The organism is Actinotalea subterranea (assembly GCF_008364845.1).
In the GTDB taxonomy this organism is placed as follows: Bacteria; Actinomycetota; Actinomycetes; order Actinomycetales; family Cellulomonadaceae; genus Actinotalea; species Actinotalea subterranea.
Genome location: NZ_VTTP01000003.1, coordinates 41647 through 57620, shown reverse-complemented (window position 1 = coordinate 57620; position 15974 = coordinate 41647). Strand labels below are relative to the sequence as shown.

The 15974-nt window shown below is 72.4% G+C and carries 14 protein-coding genes; 9 read left to right on the top strand and 5 right to left on the bottom strand.

The features are described 5' to 3' along the window. Positions 1-2 precede the first annotated feature (2 nt). Both FZ988_RS06190 and FZ988_RS06185 read right to left on the bottom strand, forming a co-directional pair. Positions 3-1322, bottom strand: a complete 1320-nt coding sequence (locus FZ988_RS06190; protein ID WP_246169272.1) for a TFIIB-type zinc ribbon-containing protein — start codon at positions 1320-1322, stop codon at positions 3-5. A gap of 8 nt (positions 1323-1330) precedes the next feature. After that, entirely contained in the window at positions 1331-2566 is a 1236-nt protein-coding gene (locus FZ988_RS06185; RefSeq protein WP_149203158.1) for an SHOCT domain-containing protein, read from the bottom strand. A 214-nt stretch (positions 2567-2780) separates the two neighbouring features. On the opposite strand from FZ988_RS06185, the gene trhA reads away from it, so the two are divergent. Together trhA and FZ988_RS06175 are read left to right on the top strand one after the other, a co-directional pair. Further along, positions 2781-3458 (top strand): PAQR family membrane homeostasis protein TrhA, encoded by a 678-nt coding sequence (gene trhA, locus FZ988_RS06180; RefSeq protein ID WP_149203157.1) that lies wholly within the window; start codon positions 2781-2783, stop codon positions 3456-3458. 77 nt (positions 3459-3535) lie between these two features. Further along, positions 3536-4018: a glutathione peroxidase gene (locus tag FZ988_RS06175; RefSeq protein ID WP_149203156.1), complete on the top strand. Its 483-nt coding sequence runs from the start codon at positions 3536-3538 to the stop codon at positions 4016-4018. A 17-nt stretch (positions 4019-4035) separates the two neighbouring features. Here FZ988_RS06175 and FZ988_RS06170 read toward each other — a convergent pair whose 3' ends face one another. Both FZ988_RS06170 and FZ988_RS18705 read right to left on the bottom strand, forming a co-directional pair. Continuing rightward, entirely contained in the window at positions 4036-5355 is a 1320-nt protein-coding gene (locus tag FZ988_RS06170; RefSeq protein WP_246169270.1) for an RNA polymerase sigma factor, read from the bottom strand. Further along, positions 5343-6044: a YciI family protein gene (locus FZ988_RS18705; protein WP_223145050.1), complete on the bottom strand. Its 702-nt coding sequence runs from the start codon at positions 6042-6044 to the stop codon at positions 5343-5345. Before FZ988_RS18705 ends, FZ988_RS06170 begins: the two co-directional genes overlap by 13 nt. A 202-nt stretch (positions 6045-6246) precedes the next feature. Here FZ988_RS18705 and FZ988_RS06155 point away from each other — a divergent pair, with 202 nt between their 5' ends. Beyond that, positions 6247-7182 carry an endo alpha-1,4 polygalactosaminidase gene (locus FZ988_RS06155; RefSeq protein ID WP_149203155.1) on the top strand — a complete coding sequence of 312 codons (936 nt, stop codon included), beginning with the start codon at positions 6247-6249 and terminating at the stop codon, positions 7180-7182. Positions 7183-7239: 57 nt separating this feature from the next. Here FZ988_RS06155 and FZ988_RS06150 read toward each other — a convergent pair whose 3' ends face one another. After that, positions 7240-8376, bottom strand: a complete 1137-nt coding sequence (locus tag FZ988_RS06150) for a LacI family DNA-binding transcriptional regulator (protein ID WP_246169269.1) — start codon at positions 8374-8376, stop codon at positions 7240-7242. 250 nt (positions 8377-8626) lie between these two features. On the opposite strand from FZ988_RS06150, the gene FZ988_RS06145 reads away from it, so the two are divergent. The 6 genes from FZ988_RS06145 (at position 8627) to FZ988_RS06120 (ending at position 15920) form a co-directional block, all read left to right on the top strand. Then, complete coding sequence (locus FZ988_RS06145) at positions 8627-10003, top strand: ABC transporter substrate-binding protein (protein ID WP_246169266.1); 1377 nt, start codon at positions 8627-8629, stop codon at positions 10001-10003. A 6-nt stretch (positions 10004-10009) separates the two neighbouring features. Further along, positions 10010-10972 carry a carbohydrate ABC transporter permease gene (locus FZ988_RS06140; RefSeq protein ID WP_149203154.1) on the top strand — a complete coding sequence of 321 codons (963 nt, stop codon included), beginning with the start codon at positions 10010-10012 and terminating at the stop codon, positions 10970-10972. Then, entirely contained in the window at positions 10969-11793 is an 825-nt protein-coding gene (locus FZ988_RS06135) for a carbohydrate ABC transporter permease (RefSeq protein ID WP_149203153.1), read from the top strand. The genes FZ988_RS06140 and FZ988_RS06135 overlap by 4 nt, the downstream gene beginning before the upstream one ends. Positions 11794-11798: 5 nt before the next feature. Beyond that, complete coding sequence (locus FZ988_RS06130; protein ID WP_342781155.1) at positions 11799-12878, top strand: alpha/beta hydrolase; 1080 nt, start codon at positions 11799-11801, stop codon at positions 12876-12878. Continuing rightward, on the top strand, positions 12875-14362 hold the full coding sequence (gene gtfA / locus FZ988_RS06125; RefSeq protein WP_149203151.1) for a sucrose phosphorylase: 1488 nt from the start codon (positions 12875-12877) through the stop codon (positions 14360-14362). The genes FZ988_RS06130 and gtfA overlap by 4 nt, the downstream gene beginning before the upstream one ends. Positions 14363-14555: 193 nt before the next feature. Next, positions 14556-15920: a TrkH family potassium uptake protein gene (locus FZ988_RS06120; protein ID WP_149203150.1), complete on the top strand. Its 1365-nt coding sequence runs from the start codon at positions 14556-14558 to the stop codon at positions 15918-15920. Positions 15921-15974 lie beyond the last annotated feature (54 nt).

Below are 15974 nucleotides of genomic sequence, written 5' to 3'. Positions count from 1 at the left end.
GATCAGCCTCCTACGAACATCACGACGGCACCGACGATCGCGCCGATCACCTCGACGACCGCGGACACGGCGAACAGCTTGCGCTTGTGGATCGGCACGCTGCCCATCGTCTCGCCGGTCCTGGCGTTGACCGCCACGTAGTGCAGGAAGCTCTTCCCGTCCGACGTCGTCTGGTGGTAGCTGTACAGCCAGACCGGCAGGTACGCCGCGACCCACCGCTGCCCGACGACCTGCACCTGCTCGTCGTCCCACCGCACGCCGCGGTCGTAGAACTTCAGCGTCGCGTTCGCCTTGTGCCGGGCGATGTCCCCGGCCTGCGTGAGGGCGAGCGGCGTGAGCTGGTCGATGTTGCTGTCCCGGCGCTCCGACGCGAAGCCGGCCAGGTAGTTGGAGTCGTACCGGACGGCGTTCTCGACGTCGAACGGCATGATCGCGTTGATGATGTTGTTCGAACTGTCCGACGTGCGGCTGAGGCGCTCGCTCGAGGACTCCACGGTGAGGTCGTCGACGTGGAGGTCGAAGTCCCGTGCGACGTCGTACACGTCGACGTCGAAGACGGTCCGCTCCTTGTCGCCGTCCTTGACGGTGTAGGAGCGGGTCTCGTGCTCACCCTGCCCCGTGAGCGTCACGTGGGCGTTGACGTCGACCACCATGTACGGCAGGTACACGCCCATGACGTTCTCGGGGTTGAACTCGGCCTTGAACGTGGGGTGCGCGAAGAACTGCCGCTTGTTGACGAACTCGCTGATCTTCGCGACTGCCGCCGCCTTGGGGAGCGAGAACGGCAGCACGACGTCGGGCACCGCACCGTTGGGCACCTGCTGGTTCATCGACAGCTTGTTGCGGCACCAGTGGCAGCGCGCCTGGGTGCCGTGCGCGGTGTCGATGACCACCTCAGCCCCACAGGCCGTGCACTTGAACGTCAGGACCTCGTCCGTGGACGGCACGATGTCGACCGAGCCGGAGCCCATGACGATGCCCGTCAGCTGGCCGATGTCCCCGTCGAGCCCGAGGCTCGCCAGGCCGGCCTGGCCCTGCCACTCGAACCGGCAGAAGTGGCAGGTCAGGTGCCCGTTCGCCGGGTTCAGGGAGATCTCCGTCGCCCCGCACCGCAGGCACTTGACCAGCCCGTCCTTGGCGTCGGCGTCGGTCCGGACGATCAGCGGCTCAGCTCCGGATGCCGGAGCAGCCGGGGGCGCGGGCGGCGCCGACGGTGGTGGAGGGGGCGGCGCCGTCGCGGATGCCGCGGGCACCGCCGGGGCGACGGGCGGTGGCGGAGGCGGTGGAGGCGTGCTGGGACCAGGCGGGTACGGGGTGCTCATCGTCGCGCCTACAGCCCCAGGACCTTGGCCTTGGCGGCGTCGAAGTCGGCCTGCGTGATCAGGCCCTGGTCGAGCATCGACTTGAACTGGGCGAGCTTGGCGACCGGGTCCTCCGCCGGGGCGGCGGCCGGTGCGGCCGGTGCCTGCGGGGCCGGTGCGGGGGCAGGCGCCGGGGTCCCCTGCTGGTTGGGGGGCTGCACGTGGGGCTGCTGGAGGCCGCTCGCGGCACCCGCCGTGGCGTTGACGCCCATGCCGAGGAAGGCCATGCCCGCCGCTCCGCCGGCGCCGCCGCCGTTCTCGCCCGCGGCCTGGAAGCCACGCGCAGCCGCCTGCTGCATGAACGAGTTGCCGCGCGCCCCACCCAGGGCGTCGGCCTTCTTGACGTCGGAGAGCAGAGCCCGGGTGTCCTCGTCGTACTCGATGGCCTGGAGGGCGACCTTGACGATCGCGAGGCCGCGGCCCGTGGTCCACCCGTAGGCGTCCTCGACGGCCTGCGACAGGGACTGCGCGAACCCGATCGCGTCGCCCTGGATGCGGGTGATGCGGTTCCCCTTGCTGGGGTCGTTCGTGTAGTTCGAGAACGCGGCGGCGAGGGAGCCGACGACCTCGTTGAAGAGCTGGCTCGCGGCGTCGTTGTCGAGGTCGGAGAAGTCGAACACACGGGCCGTCGCGCTCAGGTACGTGAGCGGCACGAACTGCTTGACCAGCAGGATCGGGTCGACGATCCGCAGCGTGTAGGAGCCGCGGGTGATCGCGCCCACCTGGGCGCCCAGGTACGCGTCGTCCCAGTAGATCTCCGACTGGGTGCCGAACCGGTTGTTCGGGATCTCCTTGAGGTTCACGTAGAACGCGAGCTGCTGCGTCCCGGGGCGCCCACCGAACTTGAAGCGCTCCCAGGACATCTTCACGGTCGCGCTCAGGATGCCGTCACCCGCGAACAGGGACTGCGAGTTGGGGTCCTCGGAGGTGAAGACGAACCCGCCGGGCTCGGCCACGAAGCCGGTGAGCTCGCCGTCCTGGAACGTCATGAGCCCGTAGCCCTCGGGGACCACGATGCGGCTGCCGTTGCTGATGATGTTCTGCGAGCCCGAGGTGTTGGAGCCGCGGCCCGCGTTCTGCCCGTACGGGACGGCGGGGAAGATCGCGGCGGTCGGGGCGAGGCCCGCGGGCGGCGCCAGGAAGTCTTGCCACTGGTCGGCGAGCATCCCGCCCACAGCACCGGAGAAGGCCTTGATGAATCCCATGTCGCATCCTCTGCTCAGCCGGACGACCACGCGACAACCACGTCCATGATCGCGCGGCACTCTACACGGGGCAGTCGACGGGACAGGGGGACCTCCGCCACCGAGGACGCTCCCGACGGCGGGGCTCCTGCCGGCCCGGACGCCATAAACTCGTGCCGGGCGCGCCACCGGGCGGCGCCGCGGGACTGACGACTGTGATCGCCGAGAGGTAGCGGTGGAGCCGACCACGCTCAGCAAGGACGGCAGCGTCCACGTCACCGACGAGCGCATCAACACCGTCTCCCACCTGGCGGCCACGTGCTTCGCGCTCGTCGGCTCGGCGCTGCTCATCGCCCAGGCCGGCGCGCAGGGCGACCCGTGGAAGATCGTCGGGTTCAGCGTCTACGCCGTCTCCGTCCTCATGCTGTTCGGCGCGAGCACCCTGCACCACGGGCTCGACCGGAGCCCGCGCGTCAACGAGGTGCTGCGGACCCTGGACTACGACTCGGTGTTCCTGCTCATCGCAGGCTCCGTCACGCCACTGGTCCTCGTGCTGTTCCGCAACACCTACGGCTGGACGGTCCTGGGCGCGGTCTGGGCGATCGCGGCCGCGGGCATCGTGCTGCGCTCGCTGCGCCGGGACCTGCCCAAGTACGTGACCAACACCCTGTTCATCGTGCTGGGCTGGATCCCCGTGCTGCTCGCCGGCGCGGGCGTGACCCTGCCGTTCGGCGCCTACGCGCTCATGGTCGCCGGGGGTCTCATGTACAGCGCGGGCTTCGTCGTCTTCGTCGTCGAACGCCCCAACCCGGTGCCCGGCGTGCTCGGCTTCCACGAGATCTGGCACGTCGTAGTCGTGGTCGCGGCCCTGCTGCACTACCTCCTGATGTACTGGTACGTGCTCCCGGCATAGGGCCGGACGACGCCGCGGAGTCGGCTGGAGTGCGCGCCGCGGGAATGCGGCACCCCGGTTCCGGGGTTGTTCGTCGAATGGACCTCTACGACATCCCCTTCCTCCGGATGGACGGTTCGTCGACGTCCCTCGCCGAGCATCGCGACGACGTCGTCATGGTCGTGAACGTCGCGTCGCGCTGCGGGTTGGCGCCCCAGTACGCGACGCTCGAGGTGATGCACGAGAAGTACAAGGACCGCGGGTTCACCGTCCTGGGCTTCCCGAGCAACCAGTTCCTCCAGGAGCTCTCCAGCAACGAGGCCGTCGCAGAGTTCTGCTCGACGACGTACGGCGTGACCTTCCCGGTCCTCGACCGCGTGGCCGTCAACGGCCGCCGCGAGCACCCGCTGTACGCCGAGCTGAAGAAGACCAAGGACCGCGAGGGCAGGGCCGGCCGCGTCACCTGGAACTTCGAGAAGTTCGTCGTGGTGCCCGGCGGCGAGGTCCATCGCTTCCGGCCACGCACGCTTCCCGACGACCCCGCGATCGTCGAGCTCATCGAGAGCCACCTGCCGCGCTGACCGCGGCTGCCCGCGGGCTACTCGACGCCCGTGACCTCGCCGAGACGTCGTTCCAGGAACCGGCGCGCCGGGCCGGGCGGCGTGAGATCGAGCGCACGCCGGTAGGCGTCAGCCGCCCGCTCGAGCCTGCCTGTGCGTCGCTCGAGGTCCGCCTCCGCCGCAGGGAGCAGGTACGAGCCGGCGAGGTCGCCAGCGACGTCGGGCAGCAGGGCGAGCCCCGCGTCGGGCCCGTCGGCCGCCGCCACGGCCATCACGCGCGCGAGGCGGACGTGCGGCGTCGGCTGGATGCGCGTGAGCTCGTCGTAGAGGACGGCGATGCGTCCGGTGTCCGTCGCCGCGGGCGTCGCGGCGGTCGCGTGGCACGCCGCGATCTCGGCCTGCAGCACGTACGGGCCCGCCGGTCGACCGAGCGCCCGGGCCGTGCCCAGCGCGGCGAGGCCGTCGCCCACGAGACCCGCATCCCACAGCGACCGGTCCTGCTCGTCGAGGGGCACGACGTCGCCGCCTGACGTCGCTCGGGCCGCTCGTCGGGAGCCGTGCAGGAGCTCGAGGGCGAGGAGCCCGTGCACCTCGGGCTCGTCGGGGACGAGCCCCGCCAGGACACGCGTCAGGCGCACGGCCTCGCCGGTCAGGTCGTCCCGCACGACGGCGTCGCCCGTCGGCGCATACCCCTCTGTGAACAGCAGGTACAGCACCGCGAGGACGCCCGGGAGCCGCCCGCCGAGCTCAGGTCCGCGCGGCACCCGGTAGGGGATGCGGGCGTGCGCGATCTTCTGCCGGGCCCGCACCAGGCGCTTGCTCATCGCCGCCTCGGTGGTGCCGAACGCGCGGGCGATCTCCTCGACCGTGAGCCCGCACAGCGTGCGCAGCGTCAGGGCGACGCGGGCGTCGAGCGGCAGGGCGGGGTGGCAGCACGTCACGACGAGACGGAGCCGGTCGTCCTGCACCTCGTCACCCTCCTCGACGTCCACGAGCGGGGCCGTGGCCTCACCCGTGTCGCGAGCGAGCACTGCGTGGTCACGGATGCGGCGCTGCTGGGACGCGTCGCGCCGCATCCGGTCGATCGCCGCGTTGCGCGCCGTCGTGGTCAGCCACGCGCCCGGCCGGTCCGGCACGCCGTCGCGCTCCCAGCGCAGCGCGGCGCTCGCGAACGCGTCCTGCGCGGCGTCCTCGGCGAGCGCCCAGTCGCCCGTCACGCGCACGAGCGTCGCGACGACGCGGCCCCACTCGTCGGCGAAGGCGCGCGCCAGCGCGGACGCCGCCTGGGCCGACGCCGCCGCGCCCGCCGGGCGGTGGGGCGCCGCGTCGTCGTCCCGCGGTGCGTTCAGAAGGGCCACAGGGGACGGACCTCGATCACGCCGTGCCGCGCGGCGGGGTGCGCGGCGGCGACCTCGAGCGCCACGTCGAGGTCTGCGGCGTCGATGAGGTTGTACCCGTCGACCTGCTCCGCGAGCTCGGCGAACGGGCCGTGGGTGAGCAGCACCTGGTCGTCGCGCACACGCACCGTCACCGCGCCGTCGGGCGGGGCGAGCGGTGAGCCGCCGCGGTCGAGGTCGCGCGTGGCCATCTCCTCGATCCAGGCGACGGGTGAGCCCGTGTCCTCGACGGCCGGTGCGGGGCTGCCCGGCTCACGGCCCATCAGCAGCAGGTAGGTCGCGTCGCCGTCGAGCACGGCGTTCGCGCCGCCCGCCGGGTCGTCCTCGTGCGGGGCGAGCTCACGCAGCTCGAGCGCGCCGAACCTGGCCACCGGGTGCGCGGCTGCCACGTCGATCGCCTCCGCGAGGTCCGCGACCCGCAGCAGGTCGAACCCGGCGATCTGCTCGGCGACCTCGACGAACGGCCCGTGGGTGACGAGCGCCTCGCCGTCCCGCACGCGCATGCACGTCGCGTCCGACGGGGGCCGCAGCCGGTGACCGGCGAGGTGGATGCCGCGGCGCGTGACGTCCTCGACCCACGCCTCGGGGCTCGACTCCTCGGGGCTCGGCGCGGCGTCCTCGGGGACCCGGACGATCATCAGGTAGGTCATCGTCGCTCCTTCGTCGTGCCGGCCACCTGCCGGCTCACCCCCACGACGCACGACGTCGCGCCGCGAGGACACCCGTCGCGGCGCCAATCTGCCACGGGCCGCCCGCGCGGGCGAGCGCTCGCCGGCGCGGGCGAGCGCCGCCCGGCCGCGCGGCCACCGAGTCCCCCGGCGCGCGGCGATGCGAGCACGCGATGATGTCGTCATGAGGAGCGCGAGGCACGGCCCCGGCCGAGGCGGCCGACGTCGGACGGCGGCCGCGGTGCTCGCGCTCGGCCTGCTCGCGGGATGCCAGGCGACGCAGCCGTCGGGCACCGCGTCGACCGCCGGGGGCGTCGCGCAGGCGGGCACGTCGACGGCCGCCGCCGACTCCGCCGACACGGGCTCGGGCGGCGGTCCGGGCGTCGTGCTGCCGCCGACGAGCGGCACGTTCGACTACCAGCTCGGAGGGGCGTACGACGTCGACGGGCTCGACGTCGTCGCGCGTGACGCGACCGAGTCGCCCGCGCCCGGCGCCTACTCGATCTGCTACGTCAACGGGTTCCAGACGCAGCCCGGCGACACGGCGCAGTGGCGCAGCGAGCGCGAGGACCTGCTGCTGCACGACGCGTCGGGCGAGCTGGTCGTCGACCCCGACTGGCCGGACGAGCTCGTCCTCGACCCGTCCACTCAAGCGCAGCGCGACGGGATCCTCGCCGTCCTGGGACCCGTGATCGCGGGCTGCGCGCAGGACGGTTTCCAGGCTGTCGAGATCGACAACCTCGACACGTGGACGCGCTTCACCGATGCCGAGACCGGGCTCGTCGACGAGGACGGTGCCCTCGCGCTCGCCCGCGCCTACGTCGAGGTCGCCCATGAGCACGGCCTCGCCATCGGCCAGAAGAACGCCGCGGAGCTCGCGGGCGCCGGCCGGGACCTCGGCTTCGACTTCGCCGTCACGGAGGAGTGCGCCGTGTACGACGAGTGCGGCGTGTACACGGCGGCGTACGGCGAGCACGTGCTCCAGATCGAGTACGACGACGCCCTCCCGGTGCCGTTCGACGAGGTGTGCGCGCTGCCGGACCGGGCGCCCCTGACGATCCTGCGCGACCGCATGCTCCAGCCCGCCGACGCGGGCGGTCACCGGGAGCAGTGCCCCTGAGGTACCCGCGGGCCGCAGGGCGCCGCGACGACGCCGGCGCTCGCAGCGCCGTGACGTCTACCCGGCCGGTACGCCCGCGGCCGTCCCCACGCCGTCGGCGGTCGCTCGCACGGTCCGGACCGAGTCGCGCTCGCGCAGGGGCATCGGCAGCCGGTGCACGGCCGCCGGGGCCTGGTCGGCGGCCCCGGCGGGTGCGGCGATCCCCTCGAGCAGGAGCTCGACGGCCCGCCGGCCGAGGTCGTGGTGCGGGATGGCGAACGTCGTGAGCCCGGGGCGTAGCCAGTCGGCCAGGGGGTGGTCGTCGAACGAGACGATCGACATGTCGTCGGGCACCGTCAGCCCGGCCTCGTGGAGCGCCTGGTACGCGCCGAACGCGAGGCGGTCGTTGAAGGAGATGATCGCCGTGCCGGCACCGCCTGCGGCGCCCCCCGCACCAGCCGCACCGCCCGCGGCGATGATGTCGCGCGCCGCGTCGAACCCGTAGGAGGGCAGCCAGTCGGCGCAGACGTGCGCGCTCGCGGGCTCGAGCCCGGCCTCGTGCAGGACCTCGAGGATCCCGGCGAGCCGCTCGCGGCCGGCGACGGTGCCCGGGGTGACGTCGTCGGGCCCGGGGCCGGCGCCGATCAGGTGGATGGTGCGGTGGCCGTGGTCCAGGAGGAGGCGCGCGGCCTCGCGACCCGCGGCGTGCTCGTCGGGCACCACGGTGGGGATCGTCACGTGGGAGCCCTGCGGGAGCGCGTTGAGGAGCACCGCGGGGACGTGGTCCAGCCCTGAGGGCAGGCGGCGGCGCCGGGTGAACATCGAGGCGAGGATGATGCCGTCGACCTGGCGGTCGAGCATCGCGTCGAGGAGCTTGCGCTCGACCTTGGTGTCGCCCTCGGTCTCACCGATGAACAGCATGAAGCCGTGCTCACGGGCGGCCGCGAGCGCACCCTTGATCATGTCACCGGCGAGCTGTGAGGTCGCGACGGTGTCGGAGACGAAGCCGAGGGTGCGGCTCGACCCCTTGCGCAGCCCGATGGACACGATGTTCGGCCGGTACCCGAGGGCCTCCGACGTCTCGCGGACCCGCTGCTGGACGCCCTCGGAGATGCGCAGCTCGGCGCCGCGGCCGGAGAGCACCAGGGAGGCCGTCGTCGACGAGACCCCGGACGCCTGCGCCACGTCCGCGAGCGTCACCCGTCGTCTGCTCACACCCGCCCTCTCGTTGCGCGAATCGTAGTGCCGGTGCGCGCCGACGCAGGCGCACGGACCCTCGGCGGGACACGGGCCGGGGCGCGCCGGAGGGACGGGGCAACCCTCACCATCGAGACCCCATCGTGACCCGACGCTCCTTGACATCGTCTCGGCGTCGTGGCGAAACTAGCAGTGCTAACCCGATTTAGCACCCCGTCGGGCACCCCGGCCCGGCGAGTTCGATTCGCTCGACGAAAGGGAGACACTGGTGTCTCGACCTGGTGGATCAGCTCAGCGCGCAGCCGTCACCGCGACGCTGCTCGTGGGTGCCCTGACCGTGATGACTGCCTGCAGCAGCCCCGGCGGCACCGCCCCCGACGCGGACGAGACGGCGCCGTCGTCGGCCGCGACGAACGCCGACGGCGCACCGACCTGCGGCACGGAGCCCGTCACCCTCAAGGGGTACTTCGAGACGGGCTTCCCGCTCGCCACGGACCTCACCGAGGAGTTCACGGCGCAGTACCCGAACGTCACGTTCGACATCCGTGAGGACCAGTTCGCGGTCCTCACCCAGAACGCCCCCCGCGTGCTCGCGGACGACCCGCCGGACCTCATGCGGCTCCCGCAGGTGTCCGAGCTCGCTGAGGACGGCCTCCTGCTGAACCTCGACCCGTACGCCGAGTCGTTCGGGTGGGACGCCTGGCCCGCATCCCAGCTCGAGCAGATGCGGGTCGACGACGAGGGCCGCCGCGGCGACGGGCCCCTCTACGCCATGGGCCTCAACTTCTCGATGACCGGCGTGTTCTACAACAAGGACCTCGCCGCGCAGATCGGGATGACGACGCCCCCGGCCACGCTCGCCGAGCTCGACTCCTACCTCCAGGCCGCCAAGGACGCGGGCCTCACCCCGATCGCCCAGTTCAACGGCGGCGCCACCGGAGGCTTCGCCTTCCCGCTGCAGGGCCTCATGGCCTCCTACGGCGACCCGGCGGAGATCAACAGCTGGATCTACCAGCAGCCGGACTCGACGATCGACACGCCGGCGAACCTCGAGGCCGCCGAGCACCTCGCGTCGTGGGTCGACGCCGGGTACTTCGCCGAGGACGTCAACTCGATGGACTACTCGACCATGATGAGCCGGTTCATCGGCGGCGAGAGCGTCTTCATCTTCAACGGTGACTGGGAGTCGGGGAACCTCGACACCCAGATGCCCGGCAACGTCGGGTTCTTCCTCGTCCCGCCGGTCGAGGAGGGTGGCGCCGTCGGCGCGATGTCGGCGCCGCTGACGTTCGGCATCTCCGCGTACGCCGAGAACCCGGACTGCGCGGCGTTCTTCCTCGACTGGGTCGCGACCAACGAGGAGGCGCGCACCATCGCCGTCGAGATCGGCGGCTCGCACCCCATGGGCCCGGCCGACGCCTTCATGCCCGAGGTCGACGCGGACACGGTGACGGCCCAGACGCTCGAGGCCGGCGCGCTCATCGGCGAGCAGGACGGCGCGATGGACTTCATCGCCAACGCGACCGGCTCCATCTACGCCAAGAGCTGGACCCCCAACCTGCAGAAGCTCTTCGCGGGGGAGCAGGACCCGGCCGGGCTGCTGTCGTCGGTCCAGGCCGACTACGACGCCGAGATCGGCGGCTAGCGGACGATGGCACAGCGGCAGACCACGGACGTCCCGGGTCGCCGCGAGGCAGTCGACCGGTTCACCTCGGACAGCAGGCGCCGCGCCCTCAAGGCGCGGCGCCTGCGCCGAGGGGGCCTGGCGCTGACCCTCGTGGTGCCCGCAGCACTGGCCTACGTCCTCTTCGTGGTGCGACCGATATTCCTGACGATCCAGTACTCGTTCTACGACTGGGACGGCGTGACGCCGGCCACCTGGGTCGGGGCGGACAACTACGCGGCGCTGCTGCGCAACCCCGAGCTCTCCGGGTCCATCCTCAACGCGTTCGAGCTGATCATCTTCTTCAGCTTCGTGCCCGTCGCCCTGGGCCTGTTCACGGCGAACACGATCCGCGGCTTCGCCACGAGCCGCCTCGCGGTGGTCGCGCGGACCGTGCTCTTCCTCCCGCAGATCATCCCCCTGGTCGCCGCGGGCATCATGTGGAGCTGGCAGCTCGCCACCAACGGGCTCGTCAACCAGGTGCTGCGGCTGATCGGCCTCGACGGCGTGGCGCGCGCGTGGCTCGGCGACTTCGACACGGCGCTGCCCGCCGTCGGCGTCATCGGTGCCTGGGTGCTCTTCGGGCTCTGCATGCTGCTGCTGCTCGCCGGCATGACCAAGATCGACCCCGCGCTGTACGAGGCCGCCCGCATCGACGGCGCGGGCCCGTTCCGGGAGTTCTTCTCCATCACCCTGCCGAGCCTGCGGCAGGAGGTCGTGGTCTGCGTGACCGTGACCGTGATCGCCGCGCTCGCCAGCTTCGACATCGTCTACATCGCCACCCAGGGCGGGCCCGGCAACAGCACGCTCGTCCCCGGCCTGGAGATCTACTACCTCGCGTTCTTCCAGCGCGAGGTCGGGCAGGCCTCGGCGCTCGCGGTGGCGCTCATGGTGCTCGTGCTCGCCGTCGTCCTGCCCCTGCAGTGGATCAACCGGGAAGGTGACTCGTGATCGTCTCGCGCCGGGAGAGGTGGCTCGGCCAGACCCTCCTCGTCCTCCTCATGCTGGTCACGGTCATGCCGTTCGTCAGCCTGTTCGTCACGGCCCTGCACGCGCCCGGCACCTACCCGGCCGGGCTGTCCTGGCCCGAGACGCCCCACTGGTCGAACTTCCTCACGGCGTTCCAGGCCGCGGACATGGGCAGCCTGCTCGTCTCGAGCGTGCTCATCGAGATCGGTGTGGTGCCCGTGTCGCTGCTCGTCGCGACGCTGGCGGGCTTCGCGCTCGGCCACCTGCGGCCCCCGGGCGGCCGGTTCATCTTCATCGGGTTCCTGCTCGGGCTCACGCTGCCCTTCGAGGGCATCATCATCCCGCTCTACTACCAGATGCGTGACCTCGGTCTCCTGAACACCCGGTGGGCGATCGTCCTGCCGCTCATCGGCCTGTACATGCCGTTCGCGGTGTTCTGGATGCGCGCCCACTTCATCAACATGCCCGAGGACATCTCCGAGGCCGCGCGCATCGACGGCGCGAGCACCTGGCAGATGTTCTGGCGCATCCACGTCCCGCTGTCCATGCCGGCGCTCTCGTCCCTGGCGATCCTGCTCTTCCTGTGGACGTGGAACCAGTTCCTGCTCGCCGTCGTGCTCGTCGACGACCCGACGCAGCGGACCATGGCGGGCGCCCTGGGCGCGTTCCAGGGCCAGTGGGGCACGGACATCCCGCTGCTCTGCGCCGGCTCGCTGCTGATCCTCACGCCGACACTGATCATCTTCCTGGTCTTCCAGCGCCGCTTCGTGTCCGCGCTGCTCCAGGGCTCGCTCAAGGGATGACCGCGATGACGACGCCACCCCCGTTCGACCCCCAGCTCGCGATCGCCCTGCGCGACGAGCACGAGCGCGTCGTGACCTCGTTGTCGCCCGACGAGATCCCCGCCCTGCGCGCACGCGCCGAGCACCCCGACGCCGAGGTGCTGACCCTGGGCGGCCGGCTCACGCTGCGTGCCCTGACGGTGCCCGGGCCCGCCGGTGCACCCGACGTCCCCGTCGTCCTGGTGCGCCCCACCGACGCCACCGGGCCCGTGCCGCTGATCCTCCACCTGCACGGCGGCGGCATGGTCACCGGGAACGCCCGCGAGGACATGGTGCCGGTGACCGAGCTGGCCGTGGCGGCGGGCTGCGCGGTCGCCTCCGTCGAGTACCGCCTCGCGCCCGAGCACCCGTACCCGGCCGCGGTGGAGGACGCGTACGCCGCGCTCGTCTGGCTGACGCGCCACGCCGAGGACCTCGGGCTCGACGCCGGGTGCGTCGTCGTGGAAGGGATGAGCGCCGGCGGCGGCCTGGCCGCGGCCGCCGCCCTGCTCGCGCGCGACCGGGGCGGGCCGGCCCTCGCGGGCCAGATGCTCCTGTGCCCGATGCTGGACGACCGCAACGACTCCGCGTCCGGCACACAGATGGTCGGCCTCGGCGTGTGGGACCGCACGGCGAACGAGACGGGGTGGGCGGCCTACCTCGGCGGTCGCGCGGGCGGCCCGGACGTCCCGCCCTACGCGGCACCCGCGCGGGCGACCGACCTGACCGGCCTCCCGCCGGCGTTCATCGACGTAGGCTCGGCAGAGACCTTCCGCGACGAGGACGTCTCGTACGCCGCGCGGCTCTGGGCGTGCGGCGGGGTCGCCGAGCTGCACGTGTGGCCCGGTGGCTTCCACGGGTTCGACAACCTCGCGCCGACGGCGGAGCTCTCCCAGGAGGCCCGCGCCGCTCGCGCGAGATGGTTGCGCCGCATCCTGTCGAGGCAGGCCGACGTGGCCGGCGCAGCACCTACCGGCACAGCACTGGCAGGCACAGCACGGACAGGCACAGCACTGACCGGCTCGGAGCCGTCCGACCGGTCCCCGTCGATGGAGGATGCGCGATGACCCGCCCGTCAGACCCCGGGGCGTCCGGCCCCCAGCTCATCGCCTACGCGGACCGTCTGGGCGGGAACGTCGCAGCCCTCGGCGAGCTGCTCGACGGGCCGTTCGCCGGGGTGTTCGACGGCGTGCACCTGCTGCCCTTCTACGACCCGTACGACGGTGCCGACGCCGGGTTCGACCCGCGCGACCACACGAGCGTCGACGCGCGCCTGGGGACGTGGGACGACGTGCGGGGCCTGTCGCAGGGCCGCGCCGTGATGGCCGACGTCATCGTCAACCACGTGTCCGCGGAGTCGGCCCAGTTCGCGGACGTCCGCGCGCACGGGGACGCCTCGCCGTTCGCCCGCATGTTCCTGACGATGTCCTCGGTGTTCCCCGACGGCGCGACCGAGGACGAGCTCGCGCGGATCTACCGTCCCCGGCCGGGCCTGCCGTTCACCGCCATGACGCTGGGCGGGCGCCGGCGCCTCGTGTGGACCACGTTCACGGCCGACCAGGTCGACATCGACATCCGTGAGCCCGCGGCGTGGGACTACATCGCCTCGGTGATCGACGCCCTCACGTCCGCCGGGGTCACGATGCTCCGGCTCGACGCCGTCGGCTACGCGGGCAAGGAGGCGGGGACCGACTGCTTCATGACGCCGTCCTCGTACGCGCTCGTCGACCGCATCTCGCAGTACGCGCACGCCCGCGGCGCACAGGTGCTCGTCGAGGTCCACGGTCACTACCGGCAGCAGGTCGAGATCGCGCGCACCGTGGACCTCGTCTACGACTTCGCGCTGCCGCCCCTGGTGCTCCACGCGCTCACCGCGGCGGACCTCGCGCCCCTGGACGCGTGGCTCGACGCGCGCCCGTCGAACGTGGTGACGGTCCTGGACACGCACGACGGCATCGGGGTCATCGACGTGGGTGCGAGCGAGGCCGAGGGCCCCGGCCTGCTCGCCCCGGAGCACATCGACGCCCTCGTCGAGCGCATCCACGACAACAGCGGCGGCACGAGCCGGCTCGCGACGGGTGCGGCGGCGTCCAACGTCGACCTCTACCAGGTGAACTGCACGTTCTACGACGCCCTCGGGCGCGACGACCGGCGCTACCTGCTGGCCCGGCTCGTCCAGCTGTTCGTCCCTGGGATCCCGCAGGTCTACTACGTGGGGCTGCTCGCCGGGGCCAACGACATGGCCCTGCTCGAGGCGACCGGCGTCGGGCGCGACGTGAACCGTCACCACTACACGGCGCAGGAGGTCCGGACCGCGACGGCCCGGCCCGTGGTCGCCGCGCAGGTCGCGGCCATCCGCCTGCGCAACGAGCACCCCGCCTTCCGGGGCGCCTTCAGCCGGAGCACGGACGGCACCCGCGCCGAGCTCCGCTGGGTCGCCGGCGAGCACCGGGTCGAGCTGTCCTTCGACGCCCGCGACGCGACGTTCGAGGTCCGGACGTGGGCGGGCGAGGCCAGCGAGGTCGTGCTCAGCCACGACGCCCTGGGCTGAGCGCCGGGCTCCGGGCCGGGTCGACGCCGGGCCCGGCCTGCGCGCCACGGGCGTCCGGACACGCGGGACGCGTTAAGGATCCGTCAAGGATCGGGCGCGCGCACCCGTCGAGGGCCGCCGACGGCGGTGGGCTGGGCATAGTGGTCGCGACCGTCGGCCGGCGGGCCGGGCCGAGGACGAACGGTGGTGCGAGGTGAGGTTCCGCCCCGGGCCGTCGCGCGGCACGCGCGAGCGCAACCTCCGGCGCGCGCCCGGCCAGTACGTCGTCCTCGGGTTCCTCGGCGCCGTCGCGGTGGGCACCGTGCTGCTCAGCCTGCCCGTGGCGGCGACCGGCGGCGGGAACGGCCTCATGGCCGCGCTGTTCACAGCCACCTCGGCGGTGTGCGTCACCGGCCTGATCGTCGTCGACACGGCGACCGCCTGGTCCGGGTTCGGCCAGGCGGTCATCCTCGGCCTGATCCAGGTCGGCGGGTTCGGGATCATGACGCTCGCCTCGCTCCTCGGGATGCTCATCTCCCGGCGGCTCGGGCTCCAGTCGAGGCTCACCGCGGCGTCCGCGACCCGGAGCGTCGGCCTCGGCGACGTGCGCTCCGTCCTGGTGGGGGTCGCCCGGATCACCCTCACGGTGGAGGCCGCGGTCGCGCTGATGCTCGCGGCCCGGTTCGTCGTCGGGTACGGCGAGAGCGTCCCGAGGGCGCTCTGGCTCGGGCTCTTCCACTCGGTGTCGGCCTTCAACAACGCCGGGTTCGCCCTCTACACCGACAACCTCATGGGGTTCGTCGCCGACCCGTGGATCTGCCTGCCCGTCACGGTCGCCGTGATCATCGGCGGCCTCGGCTTCCCCGTGGTGATCGAGGTGCTGCGCCAGCACCGGCGCCCGGCGCGGTGGAGCCTGCACACGAAGATCACGATGCTCATGACGGCGGTCCTGGTGCCGCTCGGCAGCCTCTTCGTGCTCATGGCCGAGTGGGGCAACGCGGCGACGCTGGGCCCCCTGAGCCTGCCGGGCAAGCTGCTCGCGTCCCTCGTGCAAGGCGTGATGCCCCGGACCGCCGGGTTCAACTCGCTCGACACGTCCCAGATGAGCGACGGCACGCTGCTGGGCACGGACATCCTCATGTTCATCGGCGGGGGCAGCGCGGGCACGGCCGGCGGCATCAAGGTCACGACGTTCGCGGTGCTCGGCTTCGTGATCTGGGCCGAGCTGCGTGGCGACCCCGACGTGACGGTGTTCGACCGTCGGCTCGCGGCCACGAGCCAGCGGCAGGCGGTGGCCGTCGCCCTGCTGAGCGTGGCGACCGTGATCGTGCCGACGATCGCCATCACCCTCACGTCCGACCTCGACCTGGGCGACGTCCTGTTCGAGGTCACCTCGGCGTTCGGCACCGTGGGGCTGTCCACGGGCATCACGGCGGGGCTCGACCCCGGCCACCAGCTGATCCTCGTGGTCCTCATGTTCATCGGCCGCCTCGGCCCCGTCACGCTCGGCACGGCGCTCGCTCTCCGCGAGCGCCAGCGGCTGTTCCGCCGCCCCGAGAGCGCCCCGATCATCGGCTGACGGCGCCCGATGGTGCCCGACGGGGCGCGCCGCCGACGCGACGGCGTCAAGGGA

Bases quoted from the DNA above. Each gene is read 5' to 3' on its own strand.
- FZ988_RS06130 (WP_342781155.1), top strand. From the start codon at position 11,799: ATGACGACGCCACCCCCGTTCGACCCCCAGCTCGCGATCGCCCTGCGC.
- FZ988_RS06175 (WP_149203156.1), top strand. From the start codon at position 3,536: ATGGACCTCTACGACATCCCCTTCCTCCGGATGGACGGTTCGTCGACG.
- FZ988_RS06140 (WP_149203154.1), top strand. From the start codon at position 10,010: ATGGCACAGCGGCAGACCACGGACGTCCCGGGTCGCCGCGAGGCAGTC.
- FZ988_RS06155 (WP_149203155.1), top strand. From the start codon at position 6,247: ATGAGGAGCGCGAGGCACGGCCCCGGCCGAGGCGGCCGACGTCGGACG.
- gtfA (WP_149203151.1), top strand. From the start codon at position 12,875: ATGACCCGCCCGTCAGACCCCGGGGCGTCCGGCCCCCAGCTCATCGCC.
- FZ988_RS06190 (WP_246169272.1), bottom strand. From the start codon at position 1,322: ATGAGCACCCCGTACCCGCCTGGTCCCAGCACGCCTCCACCGCCTCCG.
- FZ988_RS18705 (WP_223145050.1), bottom strand. From the start codon at position 6,044: ATGACCTACCTGATGATCGTCCGGGTCCCCGAGGACGCCGCGCCGAGC.
- FZ988_RS06185 (WP_149203158.1), bottom strand. From the start codon at position 2,566: ATGGGATTCATCAAGGCCTTCTCCGGTGCTGTGGGCGGGATGCTCGCC.